The sequence below is a fragment of the Rhodococcus sp. P4_F3_2 genome, assembly GCF_056401335.1.
This window is the reverse complement of sequence record NZ_JBFUJN010000008.1, coordinates 122,690-137,035: the sequence shown is the minus strand read 5'-3', so window position 1 is coordinate 137,035 and position 14,346 is coordinate 122,690. Positions and strand designations below refer to the sequence as shown.

Sequence of the window (14,346 nt, the reverse complement as noted above, 5' to 3'; positions counted from 1 at the left end):
GTTGGGGCATCCATGACGGTCGATCTCGATTCCAAGCTCATCGCTGCTCTTCAACGCAATGGGCGAGCGACGTACCGCGAACTGTCCGTGGCCGTCGATGCCCCACGCGCGGCAGTGTCCACCAGGGTGCAGGCACTACTCGACTCGGGAACGGTGTCCGTGGTTGCCGTCGCACACCCCGAACTTCTCGGCCTGAAGGCACTCGCACACGTGTCGATCGCCGTGTCCGGACCGATGACCCCGGTACTGGACGCGTTGATCGAATCCGAGGCTGCCGTCTACATCTCGGCAGTCAGCGGGCAGTACAACGTGATCGCGGAACTTCGGGTGTCCAGCCACGACGATCTGTACCGCGCTATCGCCGAACTCCGCTCACAGCGTGGCGTCAGATCCGTGAGCACGCTGGTCTACGTCGACGTCATCAAGGGAATCTTCATGCCCGAGACCGCTTTACAAGCCGACATCCGACTCGATTCGACGGACGTCACCTTGATCGAACTGCTCGAACGCAACGGGCGCATGCCATTTCTCGAGCTGGCCGAACACACCGGCCTGTCGCCGAGCGCTGTGCGCAATCGCGTCAATCACCTGATCGCGAGCACGGCACTGCGCGTCGGCGCTGTCGTCAAGCGGCGAGGTGGTGGCCGGACGCTGGCGATGGGCATCGGCGTCAATCTGGGCTCACGGGACGACAACGCGGTATCGGAGATCGAGTCCCTGCCCGGAATCGAATTCCTCGCGCGGACCCTGGGACGGTACGACGTGATCGCGACGGTCGCCGCCAACTCGTCCAACGACCTCCATGGCCTGTCCGAGCGAATCCGGGGCATCGACGGTGTCAGCGGCTTGGAATCGTGGGCGCATCTCGAGGTTTTCAAGGAGCACTACGCCCGCAGCCTGGACGTACGCGGATAATTCCCAAGTCATTGACCCACTCGTGAGAGCACGCTAACCTCGGACAAAGTCATTGACTCACTTACCCGAGGTGGCACACATGTCCGACTCCGGACGCAAGGTAGACATCGTCGCTGCGGCAATCGAGGACGCGATATCGACCGGCCGATGGCCCGTCGGATCAAAACTCCCGCCGGAGACCGCACTGGTCGAGGAATTGGGAGTCGCCCGAAACACCATGCGCGAAGCGGTACGGGCGCTTGCACACGCCGGAGTTCTGTCCGTTCGTCACGGTGGCGGCGTGTACGTCATGGCGGCGTCGCCGGTCGAAGGACTACTCGGGCGCAGGCTCGCCAGAGGTGACATTCTCGACGTACTGAGCTTGCGACGCGGACTCGAGGTCGAAGCCGCGCGACTTGCAGCGCAGCGCCACACCCCCGAAGATCTCGCGCGGATACATGCAGCCTGGAATGCCCACCCCGGTCACGTCGGCGGCTTCACTGTCGAAGCCGGCATGGCCCTGCACCTTTCGATCGTCGAGGCGTCCCACAATTCCGCACTGATCGACGTCTACCGGGGAGTCCTTGCCGCCGTGACGGATTCACTGTCCGCCGTCAGTGTCGGTCCAGGTTTCCACGTCGACGAGCACCGACCCTTGATCGCTGCCATCGAGGAACGCAACCCCGACGAATCAGCGCGCGCGGCGGGCGCAGCGCTCGATACGGTCATCGACGCAGTCGAAAGGAGCTTGGCGTGAATCAGGGAAACTGGAACGGTACGACGTATTCGCCTCTTGCCGAGCAACTCTCACCGGCATCGACGGAGGCACTGCGCTCGATCGGGCATGTGAGCACGGTGTACGACGTCTGCGCCGGAACCGGGAACTTTGCGCTCCCGGCGGCTCAGTCAGGCATGACGGTCCACGCACTCGACCTCTCCGCCAGCCAGCTCGAGGTCGCACGCAAACGCTGGATTCCCTACCCCGGCACTACCCAACCCACCTTCACGATCGGCGATGCGCAGTCTTTACCCTGGCCGAATTCGAGTGCCGACGCCTGCGTCAGCATCTTCGGGATCATCTTCTGCCCCGACCCCTCGATTGCCCTCGCAGAGATGATGCGGGTGACCCGGCCAGGCGGAAAGATCTGCGTCGCGACGTGGTCGGAGAACGGGTGGGCAGCAGCACTCCGCCGGGAGGCCGCCTCGGCGTGGAATGGCATCACACCACTACCGACGACATGGTCGAGCTCGAGCGAATTCGAGAAGGCAGCAGCCGGATTGGAGTCGGTGAGCTCGGCCTCCCACCTGCTCGAGTGGCAACTACCAGCCGGATCGGATCCCGTCGAGGAACTGTGCGACCAGGCACCGGCGTTGAAGAACTTTCGCGAGGCCGTTCGAAGCACAGGGAATTGGGCTTCGATGTCAGCGCACCTCCGCTCGACGCTCGAGCCCTATCTCAGGTCGAGTGCGCCAGGCCCCGTCGCCACCAGCGAATACATCCTCCACGTTGGCACTGTCCCGAACTCTGACACCGCGTTCTTCCGAACGCGCGGGTAACCCTCTTTGCCGGATACGGTCTCTTCACCGTCCACCGACCCGAAGAGGCCCGCTCGATGTCCGAATCGAACTCCCTGCCCGAATTGAAGCAAGCATCGCAGCAAGCATCGAAACAAACGTTGTCCATGACCGTCCTCATGACGCCGGACATGTCCAATTTTTCGGGCAACGTTCACGGCGGAACGATTCTGAAGTTTCTCGACCAGGTCGCCTATGCGTGCGCGAGTCGATACGCCCAGACGTACGTCGTGACCCTGTCGGTGGATCGTGTGGTGTTCCGCGAACCGGTGCATGTCGGAGAACTCGTCACGTTCAGCGCTTCCGTCAATTACACCGGGCGCACCTCGATGGAAATCGGAATACGCGTCGAAACCGAAGACATTCTTCTCGGAAAATCTCGACACACCAATAGTTGCTACTTCACGATGGTCGCAATGGGCAGCGACGGAAAACCGGCCGAGGTACCCCAACTGCGGCCGACCGGAACAATCGCGAGGCAGCGATTCGAGGCCGGTCGTCGGCGTCGTGAACTGCGCAGAGAGAACGAGCTTCGTGAACAGTCCATCCGGGCTGCAGTTCGGGACTTAACGCCCGAACACGATGACTAAATCCAGTCAAATTTAAGTTATAACCTTATGCATTAAACTGATCGAGTGACTTCGAAGGCACGGGAAAACTATGACGTTGTAATTGTCGGCGCGAGCATCGCAGGATGCGCGGCCGCAATCATGTACGCCCAGCAAGGTCTGCGGATAGCGCTTCTCGACGCTCGCTCCGACATCCGGGCGCACAAAGTCCTGTGCACTCACCACCTACAACCCTGCGGTGCCCCGATCTTGCAACGACTCGGCGCCACGGAAAAACTGCTCGCCCTGGGAATGGTGGAAACCGTTCCGAAATTCTGGACCCCGTGGGGAATGATCACCCCTGATGCTGAAGAGAACTCACCGCCGCCTGGATTCAACGTCCGAAGGGAAACTCTCGACCCCCTCCTGCGCCAACTCGCGAACGACTACCAGAACGTCGACCTTCTTCTCGGACATCGTGTTTCCGGACTACTGACCAAGAACGGCACTACTGCAGGCGTCTACGGCACCGAACAGGGTTCGGCCTTCACTGTCGAAGCACGATTGACCGTCGGAGCAGACGGCAAGGATTCGACCGTCGCACGATCCGCGCGTTGCGACTCGGTGAGTGCGTCCAACGGGCGCTTCAGCTACTTCGCTCAACTCTCCGGACTCGAACGACCCGACGGAGAATCTTCATTGTCGTGGTTCATGGATCCCGACGTCGCCTACCTGCTCCCCAACGACGGCGGGATCAGCGTGCTGGTCGTCTTCCCTGCCCTCGACAAGCTCGGCCCGTTCACTGACGACCTGTCTACTGCTTTCCTCGCGTACGCCAACGCATTACCCGGCGCTCCGCCTGTTCGCCGAGAGCACATCGTCGGGAAGATCGTTGGTACCAAACACTTCTCCACAACCCTCACCGACCCGGTAGGTAACGGGTTCGCACTCATCGGCGACGCCGCGGCAACCAACGACCCGTTATGGGGCATCGGATGCTCGTGGGCACTGGAGACCGCTCAGATGCTGGTCGACGCGACCGCCCAAATGCTGACGGAGACGACGTCACACACACTCGACTCGCATCGGAACGTGAACGCTGCCTTGGCCGAATACCGCAGTGCCAGAGCGAGTATGACGAAACACATCGATTACATGAGCGGTTACGCCGGTGGGCGAAAGTTCACCGCGATCGAACGTCTGCTCATCTCCGCGGCCACACATGACCACGACGAAGCCCAAAGGTTCTACTTGTTCGGTTCCCGGTTGATACCCGCCGAGCAGTATCTCTCGACTCGCTCGGTCGCGCGGGCAGCACAAAAACATCTCAGACACCGTCTGCGTCGTAGATCTGTGGCCGGGACGTAATCTGCCAAGCGTTTTTTCGGCGCCGGCAACGGGGAACCCTCCGATCGCAACCGAGCCGGAGGAGCGACCATGCGTGCACACATCGCCATTCCGAGTGAATCGACTTGTCACAGGTACGTAGTCGCCGTCGCCAGCTCCACCTTCGCCGAATCGGTCATCTGGTGCGACGGCCCCGCGTTCGACGCAGTACTCGTTCTGGGCAGCGAGATTCCGCAGCACAGTGGCCACCGAGCCGTACTCGCCTGGAATCACTACTTCGGGTGGGCGCTCGGCGTGGAAACGACACCGGATACGTCGTTCGCCGTTGTCGAATGCCTCGGTATCGGGAGAATGCCGGACCCGGAACTGTGCGCCGACCGCGCTGTCGAGTTGATTGCCCAGGCGGGTAGTTAAGGAACTCGTCGCGCGGCGCGCAATCCAGCGGGCATAGGATCGAGCGCGAGTTTCGCACGCCCGACGAAAGAGAGCCCGACATGGACCCGGTGAACAGGCCTGCCGGTCAGCTGGCTCTCGAGAACGAACCGGACGGCAGGGCGACTTTGCGGGCGCGTCAGACGCCCCGCAGTGAGCGTCGCAAAATCGGGAAGGGCCTGCGCAAGCGAGTAGCACGATCGTCGCTCGGTGACTGGACGCCCCCGCCCAACCGACGCGATCCGGTCGATCAGGTCAACACGGCACACGAGGGAAGACTCGACTGGTTGGTTCCGATTCGTGTGGGACGCATGGTCGCTTCACCGTACGGTTTCCTGCGCGGTACCGCCGGCTTGATGGCAGAGGACATGGCGCAGCTCCCGTCCACCGGCATCACTCCCGTCATCTGCGGGGATGCGCACGTCGGAAACTTCGGGTTCTACGGGTCCCCGGAACGCGAACTTGTCATAGACCTCAACGATTTCGACGAAGCACATCCGGGCCCCTGGGAATGGGACCTGAGAAGGTTGGCTGCGAGCATCTGGGTGGCCGGGCGGCAGAACGGTCTCACCGAAGCTCAATGCGAAACAGCGACAACCTCGTGTGTGTCCGCATATCGCCTCCACTTGGCAAAGCTTTCCGAGCGTCCACTGTTCGATCGCTCCTTCGACCGGGTCGATCTCGACGGACTGACCGACCACGTCACTGATCCCGGGTTGCTGGCCGAGATCCGACGCGCCGCGGAGCGCGCCCGACGGCGTACGAGCGATCACGCGGTTCCCCGGTTCACTGTCGAGGATCACGGACGGCGCCAGTTGGTCGAGAACCCGCCGCTCACAACACGACTCACGCCGCAGGACACCGACTTCCTCCTGGAGGGTCTGGACGAGTATCTCGAAACCCTTGCACCACACTGGCGCCGAGTCGTCTCGGGATACAACGTCATCGACGTTGCGCACCGAGTTGTCGGAGTCGGAAGCGTCGCTCTGCGTGCGTATGTCGCCCTGTGCGAAGGGAGCATCCCGGACGACGTCATCTTCTTGCAGCTCAAGCAGGCTCGCCGATCCGTCGTCGCCCCCTTCGTGCACGGTGACTCGGCCTGGCACGACCATCAAGGACGACGCGTCGCGGAATACCAGCAGGCTCTCCAGACAGTCAGTGATCCACTGCTCGGGTGGTGCACCGTGGACGACCGCCAGTACTACGTCCGTCAGTTCCGGAACATGAAAGGTTCTGTGGACCTGAACAATATCGATGCAGCAGCCTTGACCGACTATGTCGCGATCTGCGGTCGCCTACTGGCCAAGGGACATGCACGAACCAGTGGCGCGTCACTGATTTCCGGTTACCTGGGAACCTCGGACACGGTCGACACCGCCCTCACCCGGTTTGCTCGGCTCTATGCCGATCAAACCGAACGTGACCACGACGCTCTGTGCCGGGCGGTATCGGCCGGTACGATCGCCGCGGAGCCGGGAATCTGATCCCTCACGCCGCGACGATCCTGCCCTGCTCGAACTTCACTCCTCCCCAGATTCCGGTCTGGCCAGTGGCAGAGGCGAATTCGCGACACGATTCCGCAATCGGGCACCTGTTGCACACGTCGGTCGCGTAGTCGTATCCTTCGGACGGAAAGGGAAACCAGCGGTCCGGCTCGGGGTCTCCTCGACATTCCGCCTGCCACCAGGTTCGGTCGTCCGAGATCGGCAGAAGCTCAACCAGATTCGAGATTTCGTCAGCGCACATCACTTACTCCTTTCGACCGTCACGTCCGACTCAATTCACGCCAGATCTTCTGCTGCACTTTCTCGATGCGTCGAGGTGCCTTCGGTTCCCACAGCAGCCGCATGCCGGCCTCAGCCGGTGTGCGATCCGCTTTGCGCTGATTGCAGGAACTGCAGCACGCCACCAGATTCCCCCACGTGTTGGGCCCGTTGCGGCTTCGCGGCTGGACGTGGTCGATGGTCGTTGCTCTGGCGGCGCAGTACGCACATTGACGACCGTCCCGGTCGAAGATGCCGGCGAAGGTCGCTCGGCTGGAATCGGTGACCGTAACCCGGTGGGCGACATACACGTACTCGGCAAGCAGGATCGTCCGAGGCAGTGGGATCTCGACGTGCTTGGAGCGCACCGGAAATATCGGGATCACGTCTTCGGTGGACTGCGCGGAACCGGTGGCGATCAGGACGACCGCACGATCGGCGCTCACTTCACCGAGGTACTCGTACGTTGCGTTGAGTACCCGGACGGACCGGTTCATCCAACTGTGAGAAGCGGCGGTAGATGCGCGGTTCGGGTTCCGCATGAGACGTCTCAGTTCATGTCGAGGAGTGGAACTCCTGGACGTGAAGACGGGTCAGGAGCAAATGCAAGAAACGGGGAACGGCATATATCCAGCGCCACTCTGTTCCCCGAATGCAGGAAGGGAAATGCCGCGGGGTGAGTGCCCGCGCAGGTGCAACGCTTGCTTCGAGTCGCGCATGCCTGTCCCTTCCACTTCTTGTTCGTTTCACCGACGATTGCCGGCGCCCATCATCACACGGAAGGCATCCTCAGCGATATTGATTTATCAGGCCGGAATAGCCGTCCAGCAAAGGCCGCGGTTTGACGCCGGAACACGCGGCTTGATCGAATGAGCCATGACTTCGTCGTACATCGACCTACGCTCGGACACCGTCACCAAGCCTGATGCGGAGATGCGGAAGGCGATGGCTGACGCCGAGGTCGGTGACGACGTCCTCGATCACGACCCGACCATGGCGGCGCTCGAGGAAGAGGTCGCACATACTCTGGGCTTTCCGGCGGCCTTGTGGGTACCGAGCGGATCGATGGGCAACCTGATTGCGCTGATGCTGCACCTTCGCCGCGGCGATCAGTTCCTCGCACCGGAACACTCTCACGTCTTGGGGTCAGAGTTGGGCACCGCTGCTTGGCTCGCACAGGGAATGCCGATGGCGCTGCCGCACGACGGCGGACCCGGACGTCCCAGTCCCGAGACCGTCGTGAAGGCGGCGGGCTCCCCCGGCCCGTACTTCACGTTGAACACCACGCTGCTCTGTCTCGAGAACACCCACAATTTCGCCGGCGGCGCCGTCATGAATCCGACGGAGTGGACGAAACTGGTCGACGGGGCGAGATCACGCGGCTTGAAGATTCATCTCGACGGCGCCCGCCTCTGGAATGCCGCTGCTGCACTCGATGTTTCGCCCACCGAACTGACTTCCGGCGCCGATACCGTCCAGGTGTGCCTGAGCAAGGGACTCGGTGCGCCGGTCGGCTCGATTCTGGCCGCATCACCTGAATTGATCACCGAAGCCCGAAGGATCCGCAAGATGCTCGGCGGCGGCGTTCGTCAGGGCGGGGTGCTTGCCGCAGCCGGCATCGTCGCGCTTCGCTCACAAGCTCGCCTGTCCGACGATCACGACAATGCGCAACGCCTGGCGTCGGGCCTTCGTGAACGCGGTTGGGCTGTCGACGAACCCGCAACCAACATCGTTCTCGCCGCCACAGCCGATCCGTCGGCCACCGTTGCTCAGCTCGCCGCTGTCGACGTCGGTGCAGTCACCGTCGCCGGGAAGGTTCGGTTCGTGACACATCGAGACGTGAGCACTGCCGACATCGACGAGGTTCTGTCCCGACTAGCCGCCTGAGCTACACCATCAGCGGTTGAACCTCCTGCGCGACAAGGCGAATGAACTCGCGGACGTCCGGCTCGTCAACGGTCGGTTGGAGTACCACGGTGGTTGCACCCGCGTCCACCCATCGCACTGCTGCGGCCGCAACGTCGGCCGCGGTCCCCACGGCAATCGCTTCCTCCGGCGACTCGCACCCTGACGCTGCGGCCTCGGCAAGGGCGCGCTCACGACCGCTGGAACCAAATGCACAGATGACGTAAACGACCACCTCGAGATCCTGCGCTCCGATATGAGCGATCGCCCGGCGAACGCCTTCCGGGGTCGTCCCACCCGAGAGCACGGTGCCCTGCGCCAACTCACCACTGAGCGCCAAAGTCTTTGGCCCCGTGGCACCGACGAGCAACTGCGGCACCTTCTCGGGCGGCCACGCCAGCTTGACGTCCGTGAGATTCACGTATCGACCGGATACCGTCACCGACTCACCGCGCAGTAATCGCTCGAGTGCTCCGAACTGCTCCCGGAGGAGGGTCAACGGCGATTCGACCTTGGCGCCGATCTGCCGCATCCAACTCTGAACGCCGTGGCCGAAGCCAACCCGCAGTCGATCCGGATGAACTCTGGCCAGCGCCGAAATCTCCATCGCCGTGATCGCGGTGTTGCGCATCGGCGTCGGCAGCACACCGATCGCCACTCCCAGGCGCGTGGTTTCGGCCAATACAGTTGCAGCAGTGGCTATTCCTCCACCGAAGAAGCAGTCCTCCCACAGCCAGACCTCATCGATACCGACTTCGTCGGCATACCCCGCATGCCGAACCAGATCTTCCGGGGATTGCTCCGGACGCAGGACCACGGCAATCCGTGCGGCGCTCATGCCGTCACCAGAAACGCAGCGATCTCGTCAGCTGTTCGGCGACCCTGTTCGCGTCCGAGTTCAGCTGCCGGGCGCCTTGTCGCCGGCGAGAGGGAGTTGGTTCCGATCGCTTCCACGACGGCGTCGTCGGCGAAGATCGCCAGTACCCGTGACTGCGTCATCGCGTCGATTTCCTCTCGTAGGCTGCCGCCCAGCAGATTCGGGGCGGGATCGGCAGCAGGTGAAAGAACCACGACCACATCGCAGTCGGCAGCCAAATGAACATTCGAGCCACTTGCCATTCCGCCGTCCATGTACCGGTCGCCCTCGATCATGACTACCGGCCACACCCCTGGTACGGCGCAACTTGCTCCGACTGCGTCGATCAGTTCTACGCCGTCAGCACTGCCGAACACCCTCAACTCACCGGTTTGTGCGTTGATCGCCGGGATGCGCAACTCCCGCTCGGGCCACAACCGATTGGGCAGCCTTGCCTCGATGACCGCACGACGCACGGCGGGTTCGACGGTGTCGGCGGCCATCGCTGCCTCGCCGAGCGCACGAAGTTGTTCGGACCGATCCGCGGAGCCCGCGATCGCGTCGACGAACATCTGACCGAGGACCTCGACATCTACCTCCGGATCGATCTCACCGGTCGCAGCGGCCGTTTGTGCGTCGAAAAGCTCCTGAAGTGTCGCGCCGCCCGCAATCTGAGCAGTCACGGTGGAACCTGCAGAAGTGCCGATCAATACGTCCGCTGCCAGCAGCGCTGCGGCAGCGTCCGGCGATTTGTCCTGAACGCCCAACAGAAAACCGGTTTCCCAGGCGATTCCCGCAACGCCGCCACCGGCAAGTACCAACCCCAATTTCACGCCGTCCACCTCTCGTCGATCACGATCCGTGCCCGAAGTCGACGTTAGACCTACTCTGAAGTGATGTTCATGCGCAGCGCAAAGACATTTGTTCCCGACGCACTCCGCGGGTTGATCGCATCCACCGACGACATCGCGTGGAACCCCGATCCCGGATACCTCACTCGTGCACAGCCCCTTCCGCGCGGGCGAGTCGCGCTCGTCTCCGGCGGCGGCTCGGGTCACGAACCCATGCACGCCGGATTCATCGGCGAAGGAATGCTCACGGCCGTCTGTCCCGGGTTGATCTTCAGCTCACCCAACGCACTGCAGATCCATGAAGGATCCAAAGCTGCCGACGCCGGTGGCGGCGTCCTGCACATCGTGAAGAACTACACCGGCGACGTGATGAATTTCGGTATCGCACGGGAACTACTCCGCGAGGACAAGATCGACACGGACGTCGTCTTGGTCGACGACGACGTCGTGACCGAACGCGCAGACGGTAGCGGCCCGGGGCGACGCGGCACTGCGGCAACGATCGTGGTGGAGAAGGTCTGCGGCGCGTCGGCCGCCCGCGGTGACGACCTGGCCGAGGTGACCCGGATCGGACAACACGTCGCGCACTCGGCTCGCAGCATGGCCGTCGCTCTTCGCCCATGCACCTTGCCGGGGGCTGACGAGCCGTCGTTCGACCTACCGGACGGGCAGATGGAACTTGGTATCGGAATCCACGGCGAACGCGGCACAGAACGCGTGGACGCCCTGCCCGCACCGGAATTGGTGCGACGGCTGACGGATCCGATCATCGAGTCCCTGAGTCTCGCCGAAGGTGATCACGTCATTGCGGTCGTCAACGGGCTGGGAGCCACCCACCCAATGGAGCTGCAACTACTGTTCGCCGAACTCGGAGATTATCTGGCCGACCAGGGAATTCACATCGAGCGGACGCTGATCGGAACATTCGTCACTGCATTGAACATGGCCGGAGCATCCATCACCCTTGTTCGCACAAACAAAGAAATCCTCGAATTATGGGACGCGCCAACAAAAGCGCCCGCCTGGCCGAATGCTATGGCACGTGAGTACAGCGGCATGGGCAAGCGTGAATCATTCGGTCCCACATTCACACCCGACACCTCACGCACTGCCGAAAGCAGCTTCGTCGGCGGCTGGATTGCGGACTGGGCCGCGAAGGTACTGGAGCAGGAACCTGCCCTGACCGATCTCGACCGACGAGCAGGAGACGGCGACTTCGGGACCAACATGGTGGCCGCACTGGATCAGCTCGATATCTCGGCGATCCGTGACACCTATTCCACTGCAACGATATTCGATGCAGTCTCCCAGGCGTACCTCGGTCACGCCGGCGGTACGTCCGGCGCGTTGTTCGGCATCTGGTTCCGGCATTTCTTCCGCGTCGCCGCAGACTCGGGAGACTCCGAACTCGACCTCGGCGCGATCGCGACTGCAGCACGGGCGGGGCTCGACAACATCACCTCGCTCGGCGGCGCACGCGTCGGCGACAAGACGATGGTCGACGCGATAGTTCCGGCGGTCGAGTCGTTGGAGCAATCCGTGAACTCGGGAGCCGATCGGGACGCTGCTCTGGCCAGCGCAGCGGCAGCGGCGGCGGCCGGCGCGGAGTCGACCGAAACCATGCTCGCGAACCGCGGACGTGCAAGTTATGTGGGCGAAGCCGCTCGCGGAGTGGTCGATCCGGGAGCGCTACTCATAGCGTGGTTTTTCGCTAGTGCAGTGGGTCACTAGCGAGCACTTCGCAGCTGTGACTAATCTGGCAGCCACAGCACATCGTTTGTGAGGGCCCGTGGGCAAAAGCACCGGTCTCACACACCACACAGGAGCAGCCCATGCTGAGCACCATGCAAGACGCCCCCCTCTCCATTGCTCAACTTCTCCGCCACGGTGCCTCCGTTCACGGCGCTTCCGAGGTTGTCACGTGGACCGAGTCCGGCCCGCGCCGTGTGTCATACGCAGACGTCGGCAAGCGCTGCGCACAGCTTGCGCACGCCCTGCGCGGACTCGGTGTCGAGGGTGACGAGCGAGTCGCCACGTTCATGTGGAACAACTCCGAGCACCTCGAGGCGTACCTGACGATCCCCTCGATGGGTGCTGTGCTCCACACGCTGAACATTCGCCTGTTCCCCGAGCAGTTGATCCACGTCGCCAATCACGCCGAGGACCGCGTGATCATCGTCGATCCGTCCCTGATTCCGCTTCTCTCTCCGCAGCTTCCGTCGCTGACAACCGTCAAGCACATCATCGTCACCGGTTCCTCCACTGCGGGACTCGAAGCTCCCGAGGGCGTGCAGGTTCACACATACGAGGGCTTGATCGCCGATCAGCCAACCGAGTTCGACTGGCCCGAGGTCGACGAACTCAGTGCTGCCGCAATGTGTTACACGTCCGGCACCACGGGCGACCCCAAGGGCGTCGTCTATTCCCACCGCTCGATCTACCTGCACTCCATGCAGGTCTGCATGAGCGACGGCCCCAACCTCGCGCAGGGCGATCGTGCACTCGCGGTGGTGCCTCAGTTCCACGCCATGTCGTGGGGACTTCCCTACGCTGCGTTCATGATCGGCGCCTCGCTGATCATGCCCGATCGCTTCCTCCAGCCTGCTCCGTTGGCTGCGATCATCGCCAGCGAGAAGCCGACGTTCGCCGCGGCCGTACCCACCATCTGGCAGGGCCTGCACCTCTACCTCGAGCAGAACCCACAGGACATCTCCTCGATGCGTGAGGTTCTGATCGGCGGCTCCGCTGTACCGCCTGCCCTCATGCACGCATTCGAAGCCGACCACAACGTCTCCGTCCTGCACGCCTGGGGCATGACCGAAACCTCCCCACTCGGATCCGTTGCCCGCCCGCCGGCCGGTGTCACCGGCGACGCGATGTGGAAGTACCGCTACTCTCAGGGCCGCTTCCCGGCATCCGTCGAGGCACGTCTCATCGACGACGACGGCAAAGTTGTTGCACACGACGGCGTTTCCGTCGGCGAGCTCGAAGTGCGCGGCCCCTGGATCACCGGGTCGTACTACGGCGTCGATGCGGAAGACAAGTTCAACGACGGCTGGCTCAAGACCGGTGACGTCGGATCCATCACGGCCGACGGCTTCCTGAGCCTGTCAGACCGCTCCAAGGACATCATCAAGTCCGGCGGCGAATGGATCTCATCGGTCGACCTCGAGAACGCCGTCATGGGTCACCCTGACGTCACCGAAGCTGCCGTCATCGGCGTGCCGGACGAGAAGTGGGACGAGCGCCCGTTGGTCGCGGTTGTTCTGCGCGCCGGATCCGAGACCACGATGTCCGAACTCCAGCAATATCTTTCGGACAAGGTAGCCAAGTGGCAGCTCCCCGAGAACTGGGCTGTGGTTCAGGAAGTTCCGAAGACGAGCGTCGGCAAGTTCGACAAGAAGCGCCTGAGGGCCGACTACCACGAAGGCGGACTCGAAGTCACTCGCCTCTGACACGGAGTGAGTGCTGAAGCATGAATACTGAAGGTGGGCAACAGGTTTTCAATCTGTTGCCCACCTTCGTTTAACGAGCAATGCACTTTACGGACGATAACCGACCGTGTGAAAAGCGATGTCGACGTACTTCTGCGCCAATTGCGTCGGCGACATCGGCCCGCCGGTCTGGAACCAACGCGGCAGTGACTGCGCCATACCGAGTATGGCCCGGACGGTCTCCTCGGTGTCGGTGACCGCGAAATCTCCCGATGCCACACCGTCGTCGACGATCCTGCGCATGAGCAACTCGAGCCGCTTACGACTGGCGGCGTATCGACTTCGGCTTTCCGGTGAGACATGCCGAATCTCGGTGTCCAACGCAGCATGCCGCGACCGGTGGGTCATGTAGAGAACAATTGCCTCCACCACCAAGGCGAAGCGTCGTACCGGATTTTCGCCGGCTTCCACCTCTGCCGCTTCGGTTCTGGTATTCAGCTCACTCATCGAGATCTCGAACAGAGCGACGAGGACTGCCTCTTTGTTCGCGTGGTGATAGTAGAGCGCGGGAACGGTTACCCCGACACGGTTGGCAATCTGCCGCACCGTCGTGCCGTGGTAACCGTTCTCGTCGAACAGCTCGAGCGAAGCCATCAGGATGTCGGTCATCACCAGCGGCGGGAAAGTCCTCCAGTCCACTGCCACCGAATTCACGGGCTCCACCTCGCCAGTCATGAATAG

15 protein-coding genes are annotated in these 14,346 nt (G+C 62.5%); 10 read left to right on the top strand and 5 right to left on the bottom strand.

The genetic code is table 11. The features are described from left to right. The first annotated feature begins 12 nt into the window (after nt 1-12). The 7 genes from AC1DWA_RS10925 (at nt 13) to AC1DWA_RS10895 (ending at nt 6,280) form a co-directional block, all read left to right on the top strand. Entirely contained in the window at nt 13-915 is a 903-nt protein-coding gene (locus tag AC1DWA_RS10925; protein ID WP_092765532.1) for an Lrp/AsnC family transcriptional regulator, read from the top strand. A gap of 79 nt (nt 916-994) precedes the next feature. Further along, complete coding sequence (locus AC1DWA_RS10920; RefSeq protein WP_021345902.1) at nt 995-1,651, top strand: FadR/GntR family transcriptional regulator; 657 nt, start codon at nt 995-997, stop codon at nt 1,649-1,651. Further along, on the top strand, nt 1,648-2,451 hold the full coding sequence (locus tag AC1DWA_RS10915) for a class I SAM-dependent methyltransferase (RefSeq protein ID WP_020909528.1): 804 nt from the start codon (nt 1,648-1,650) through the stop codon (nt 2,449-2,451). Before AC1DWA_RS10920 ends, AC1DWA_RS10915 begins: the two co-directional genes overlap by 4 nt. 56 nt (nt 2,452-2,507) lie before the next feature. Further along, nucleotides 2,508-3,059 carry an acyl-CoA thioesterase gene (locus tag AC1DWA_RS10910; protein WP_020909529.1) on the top strand — a complete coding sequence of 184 codons (552 nt, stop codon included), beginning with the start codon at nt 2,508-2,510 and terminating at the stop codon, nt 3,057-3,059. 45 nt (nt 3,060-3,104) lie between these two features. Beyond that, a complete protein-coding gene (locus tag AC1DWA_RS10905; protein ID WP_084325879.1) occupies nt 3,105-4,385 on the top strand; it encodes an NAD(P)/FAD-dependent oxidoreductase in 1,281 nt (426 codons plus the stop codon). 69 nt (nt 4,386-4,454) lie between these two features. Continuing rightward, nucleotides 4,455-4,778, top strand: coding sequence for a DUF6292 family protein (locus AC1DWA_RS10900; protein WP_019745820.1), 324 nt, complete (start codon nt 4,455-4,457; stop codon nt 4,776-4,778). 80 nt (nt 4,779-4,858) lie between these two features. Further along, nucleotides 4,859-6,280: a DUF2252 domain-containing protein gene (locus AC1DWA_RS10895; protein WP_019745821.1), complete on the top strand. Its 1,422-nt coding sequence runs from the start codon at nt 4,859-4,861 to the stop codon at nt 6,278-6,280. A 4-nt stretch (nt 6,281-6,284) separates the two neighbouring features. Here the strand turns inward: AC1DWA_RS10895 and AC1DWA_RS10890 are convergent, their stop codons facing one another. After that, nucleotides 6,285-6,542: a WhiB family transcriptional regulator gene (locus AC1DWA_RS10890; RefSeq protein WP_269576725.1), complete on the bottom strand. Its 258-nt coding sequence runs from the start codon at nt 6,540-6,542 to the stop codon at nt 6,285-6,287. Between the two features lie 19 nt (nt 6,543-6,561). Then, complete coding sequence (locus AC1DWA_RS10885) at nt 6,562-7,101, bottom strand: HNH endonuclease (RefSeq protein WP_031333862.1); 540 nt, start codon at nt 7,099-7,101, stop codon at nt 6,562-6,564. A gap of 334 nt (nt 7,102-7,435) precedes the next feature. On the opposite strand from AC1DWA_RS10885, the gene AC1DWA_RS10880 reads away from it, so the two are divergent. Further along, nucleotides 7,436-8,446: a threonine aldolase family protein gene (locus AC1DWA_RS10880; protein ID WP_279163444.1), complete on the top strand. Its 1,011-nt coding sequence runs from the start codon at nt 7,436-7,438 to the stop codon at nt 8,444-8,446. Between the two features lies 1 nt (nt 8,447). On the opposite strand, the gene AC1DWA_RS10875 is transcribed toward AC1DWA_RS10880, so the two are convergent. Both AC1DWA_RS10875 and AC1DWA_RS10870 read right to left on the bottom strand, forming a co-directional pair. Further along, nucleotides 8,448-9,302, bottom strand: a complete 855-nt coding sequence (locus tag AC1DWA_RS10875) for an LLM class flavin-dependent oxidoreductase (RefSeq protein ID WP_020971177.1) — start codon at nt 9,300-9,302, stop codon at nt 8,448-8,450. Then, nucleotides 9,299-10,162 (bottom strand): patatin-like phospholipase family protein, encoded by an 864-nt coding sequence (locus AC1DWA_RS10870; protein WP_042953212.1) that lies wholly within the window; start codon nt 10,160-10,162, stop codon nt 9,299-9,301. Before AC1DWA_RS10870 ends, AC1DWA_RS10875 begins: the two co-directional genes overlap by 4 nt. 54 nt (nt 10,163-10,216) lie before the next feature. On the opposite strand from AC1DWA_RS10870, the gene AC1DWA_RS10865 reads away from it, so the two are divergent. Then, a complete protein-coding gene (locus AC1DWA_RS10865; protein WP_477846023.1) occupies nt 10,217-11,902 on the top strand; it encodes a dihydroxyacetone kinase family protein in 1,686 nt (561 codons plus the stop codon). 101 nt (nt 11,903-12,003) lie between these two features. Beyond that, nucleotides 12,004-13,626 (top strand): long-chain fatty acid--CoA ligase, encoded by a 1,623-nt coding sequence (locus AC1DWA_RS10860; protein ID WP_019745828.1) that lies wholly within the window; start codon nt 12,004-12,006, stop codon nt 13,624-13,626. An 87-nt stretch (nt 13,627-13,713) separates the two neighbouring features. Here the strand turns inward: AC1DWA_RS10860 and AC1DWA_RS10855 are convergent, their stop codons facing one another. Beyond that, on the bottom strand, nt 13,714-14,340 hold the full coding sequence (locus tag AC1DWA_RS10855) for a TetR/AcrR family transcriptional regulator (RefSeq protein WP_020909537.1): 627 nt from the start codon (nt 14,338-14,340) through the stop codon (nt 13,714-13,716). Between the last annotated feature and the right edge of the window lie 6 nt (nt 14,341-14,346).

Bases quoted from the DNA above. Each gene is read 5' to 3' on its own strand.
- AC1DWA_RS10925 (WP_092765532.1), top strand. From the start codon at position 13: ATGACGGTCGATCTCGATTCCAAGCTCATCGCTGCTCTTCAACGCAAT.
- AC1DWA_RS10920 (WP_021345902.1), top strand. From the start codon at position 995: ATGTCCGACTCCGGACGCAAGGTAGACATCGTCGCTGCGGCAATCGAG.
- AC1DWA_RS10910 (WP_020909529.1), top strand. From the start codon at position 2,508: ATGTCCGAATCGAACTCCCTGCCCGAATTGAAGCAAGCATCGCAGCAA.
- AC1DWA_RS10900 (WP_019745820.1), top strand. From the start codon at position 4,455: ATGCGTGCACACATCGCCATTCCGAGTGAATCGACTTGTCACAGGTAC.
- AC1DWA_RS10895 (WP_019745821.1), top strand. From the start codon at position 4,859: ATGGACCCGGTGAACAGGCCTGCCGGTCAGCTGGCTCTCGAGAACGAA.
- AC1DWA_RS10890 (WP_269576725.1), bottom strand. From the start codon at position 6,542: ATGTGCGCTGACGAAATCTCGAATCTGGTTGAGCTTCTGCCGATCTCG.
- AC1DWA_RS10885 (WP_031333862.1), bottom strand. From the start codon at position 7,101: ATGCGGAACCCGAACCGCGCATCTACCGCCGCTTCTCACAGTTGGATG.
- AC1DWA_RS10880 (WP_279163444.1), top strand. From the start codon at position 7,436: ATGACTTCGTCGTACATCGACCTACGCTCGGACACCGTCACCAAGCCT.
- AC1DWA_RS10875 (WP_020971177.1), bottom strand. From the start codon at position 9,302: ATGAGCGCCGCACGGATTGCCGTGGTCCTGCGTCCGGAGCAATCCCCG.
- AC1DWA_RS10865 (WP_477846023.1), top strand. From the start codon at position 10,217: ATGTTCATGCGCAGCGCAAAGACATTTGTTCCCGACGCACTCCGCGGG.
- AC1DWA_RS10860 (WP_019745828.1), top strand. From the start codon at position 12,004: ATGCTGAGCACCATGCAAGACGCCCCCCTCTCCATTGCTCAACTTCTC.
- AC1DWA_RS10855 (WP_020909537.1), bottom strand. From the start codon at position 14,340: ATGACTGGCGAGGTGGAGCCCGTGAATTCGGTGGCAGTGGACTGGAGG.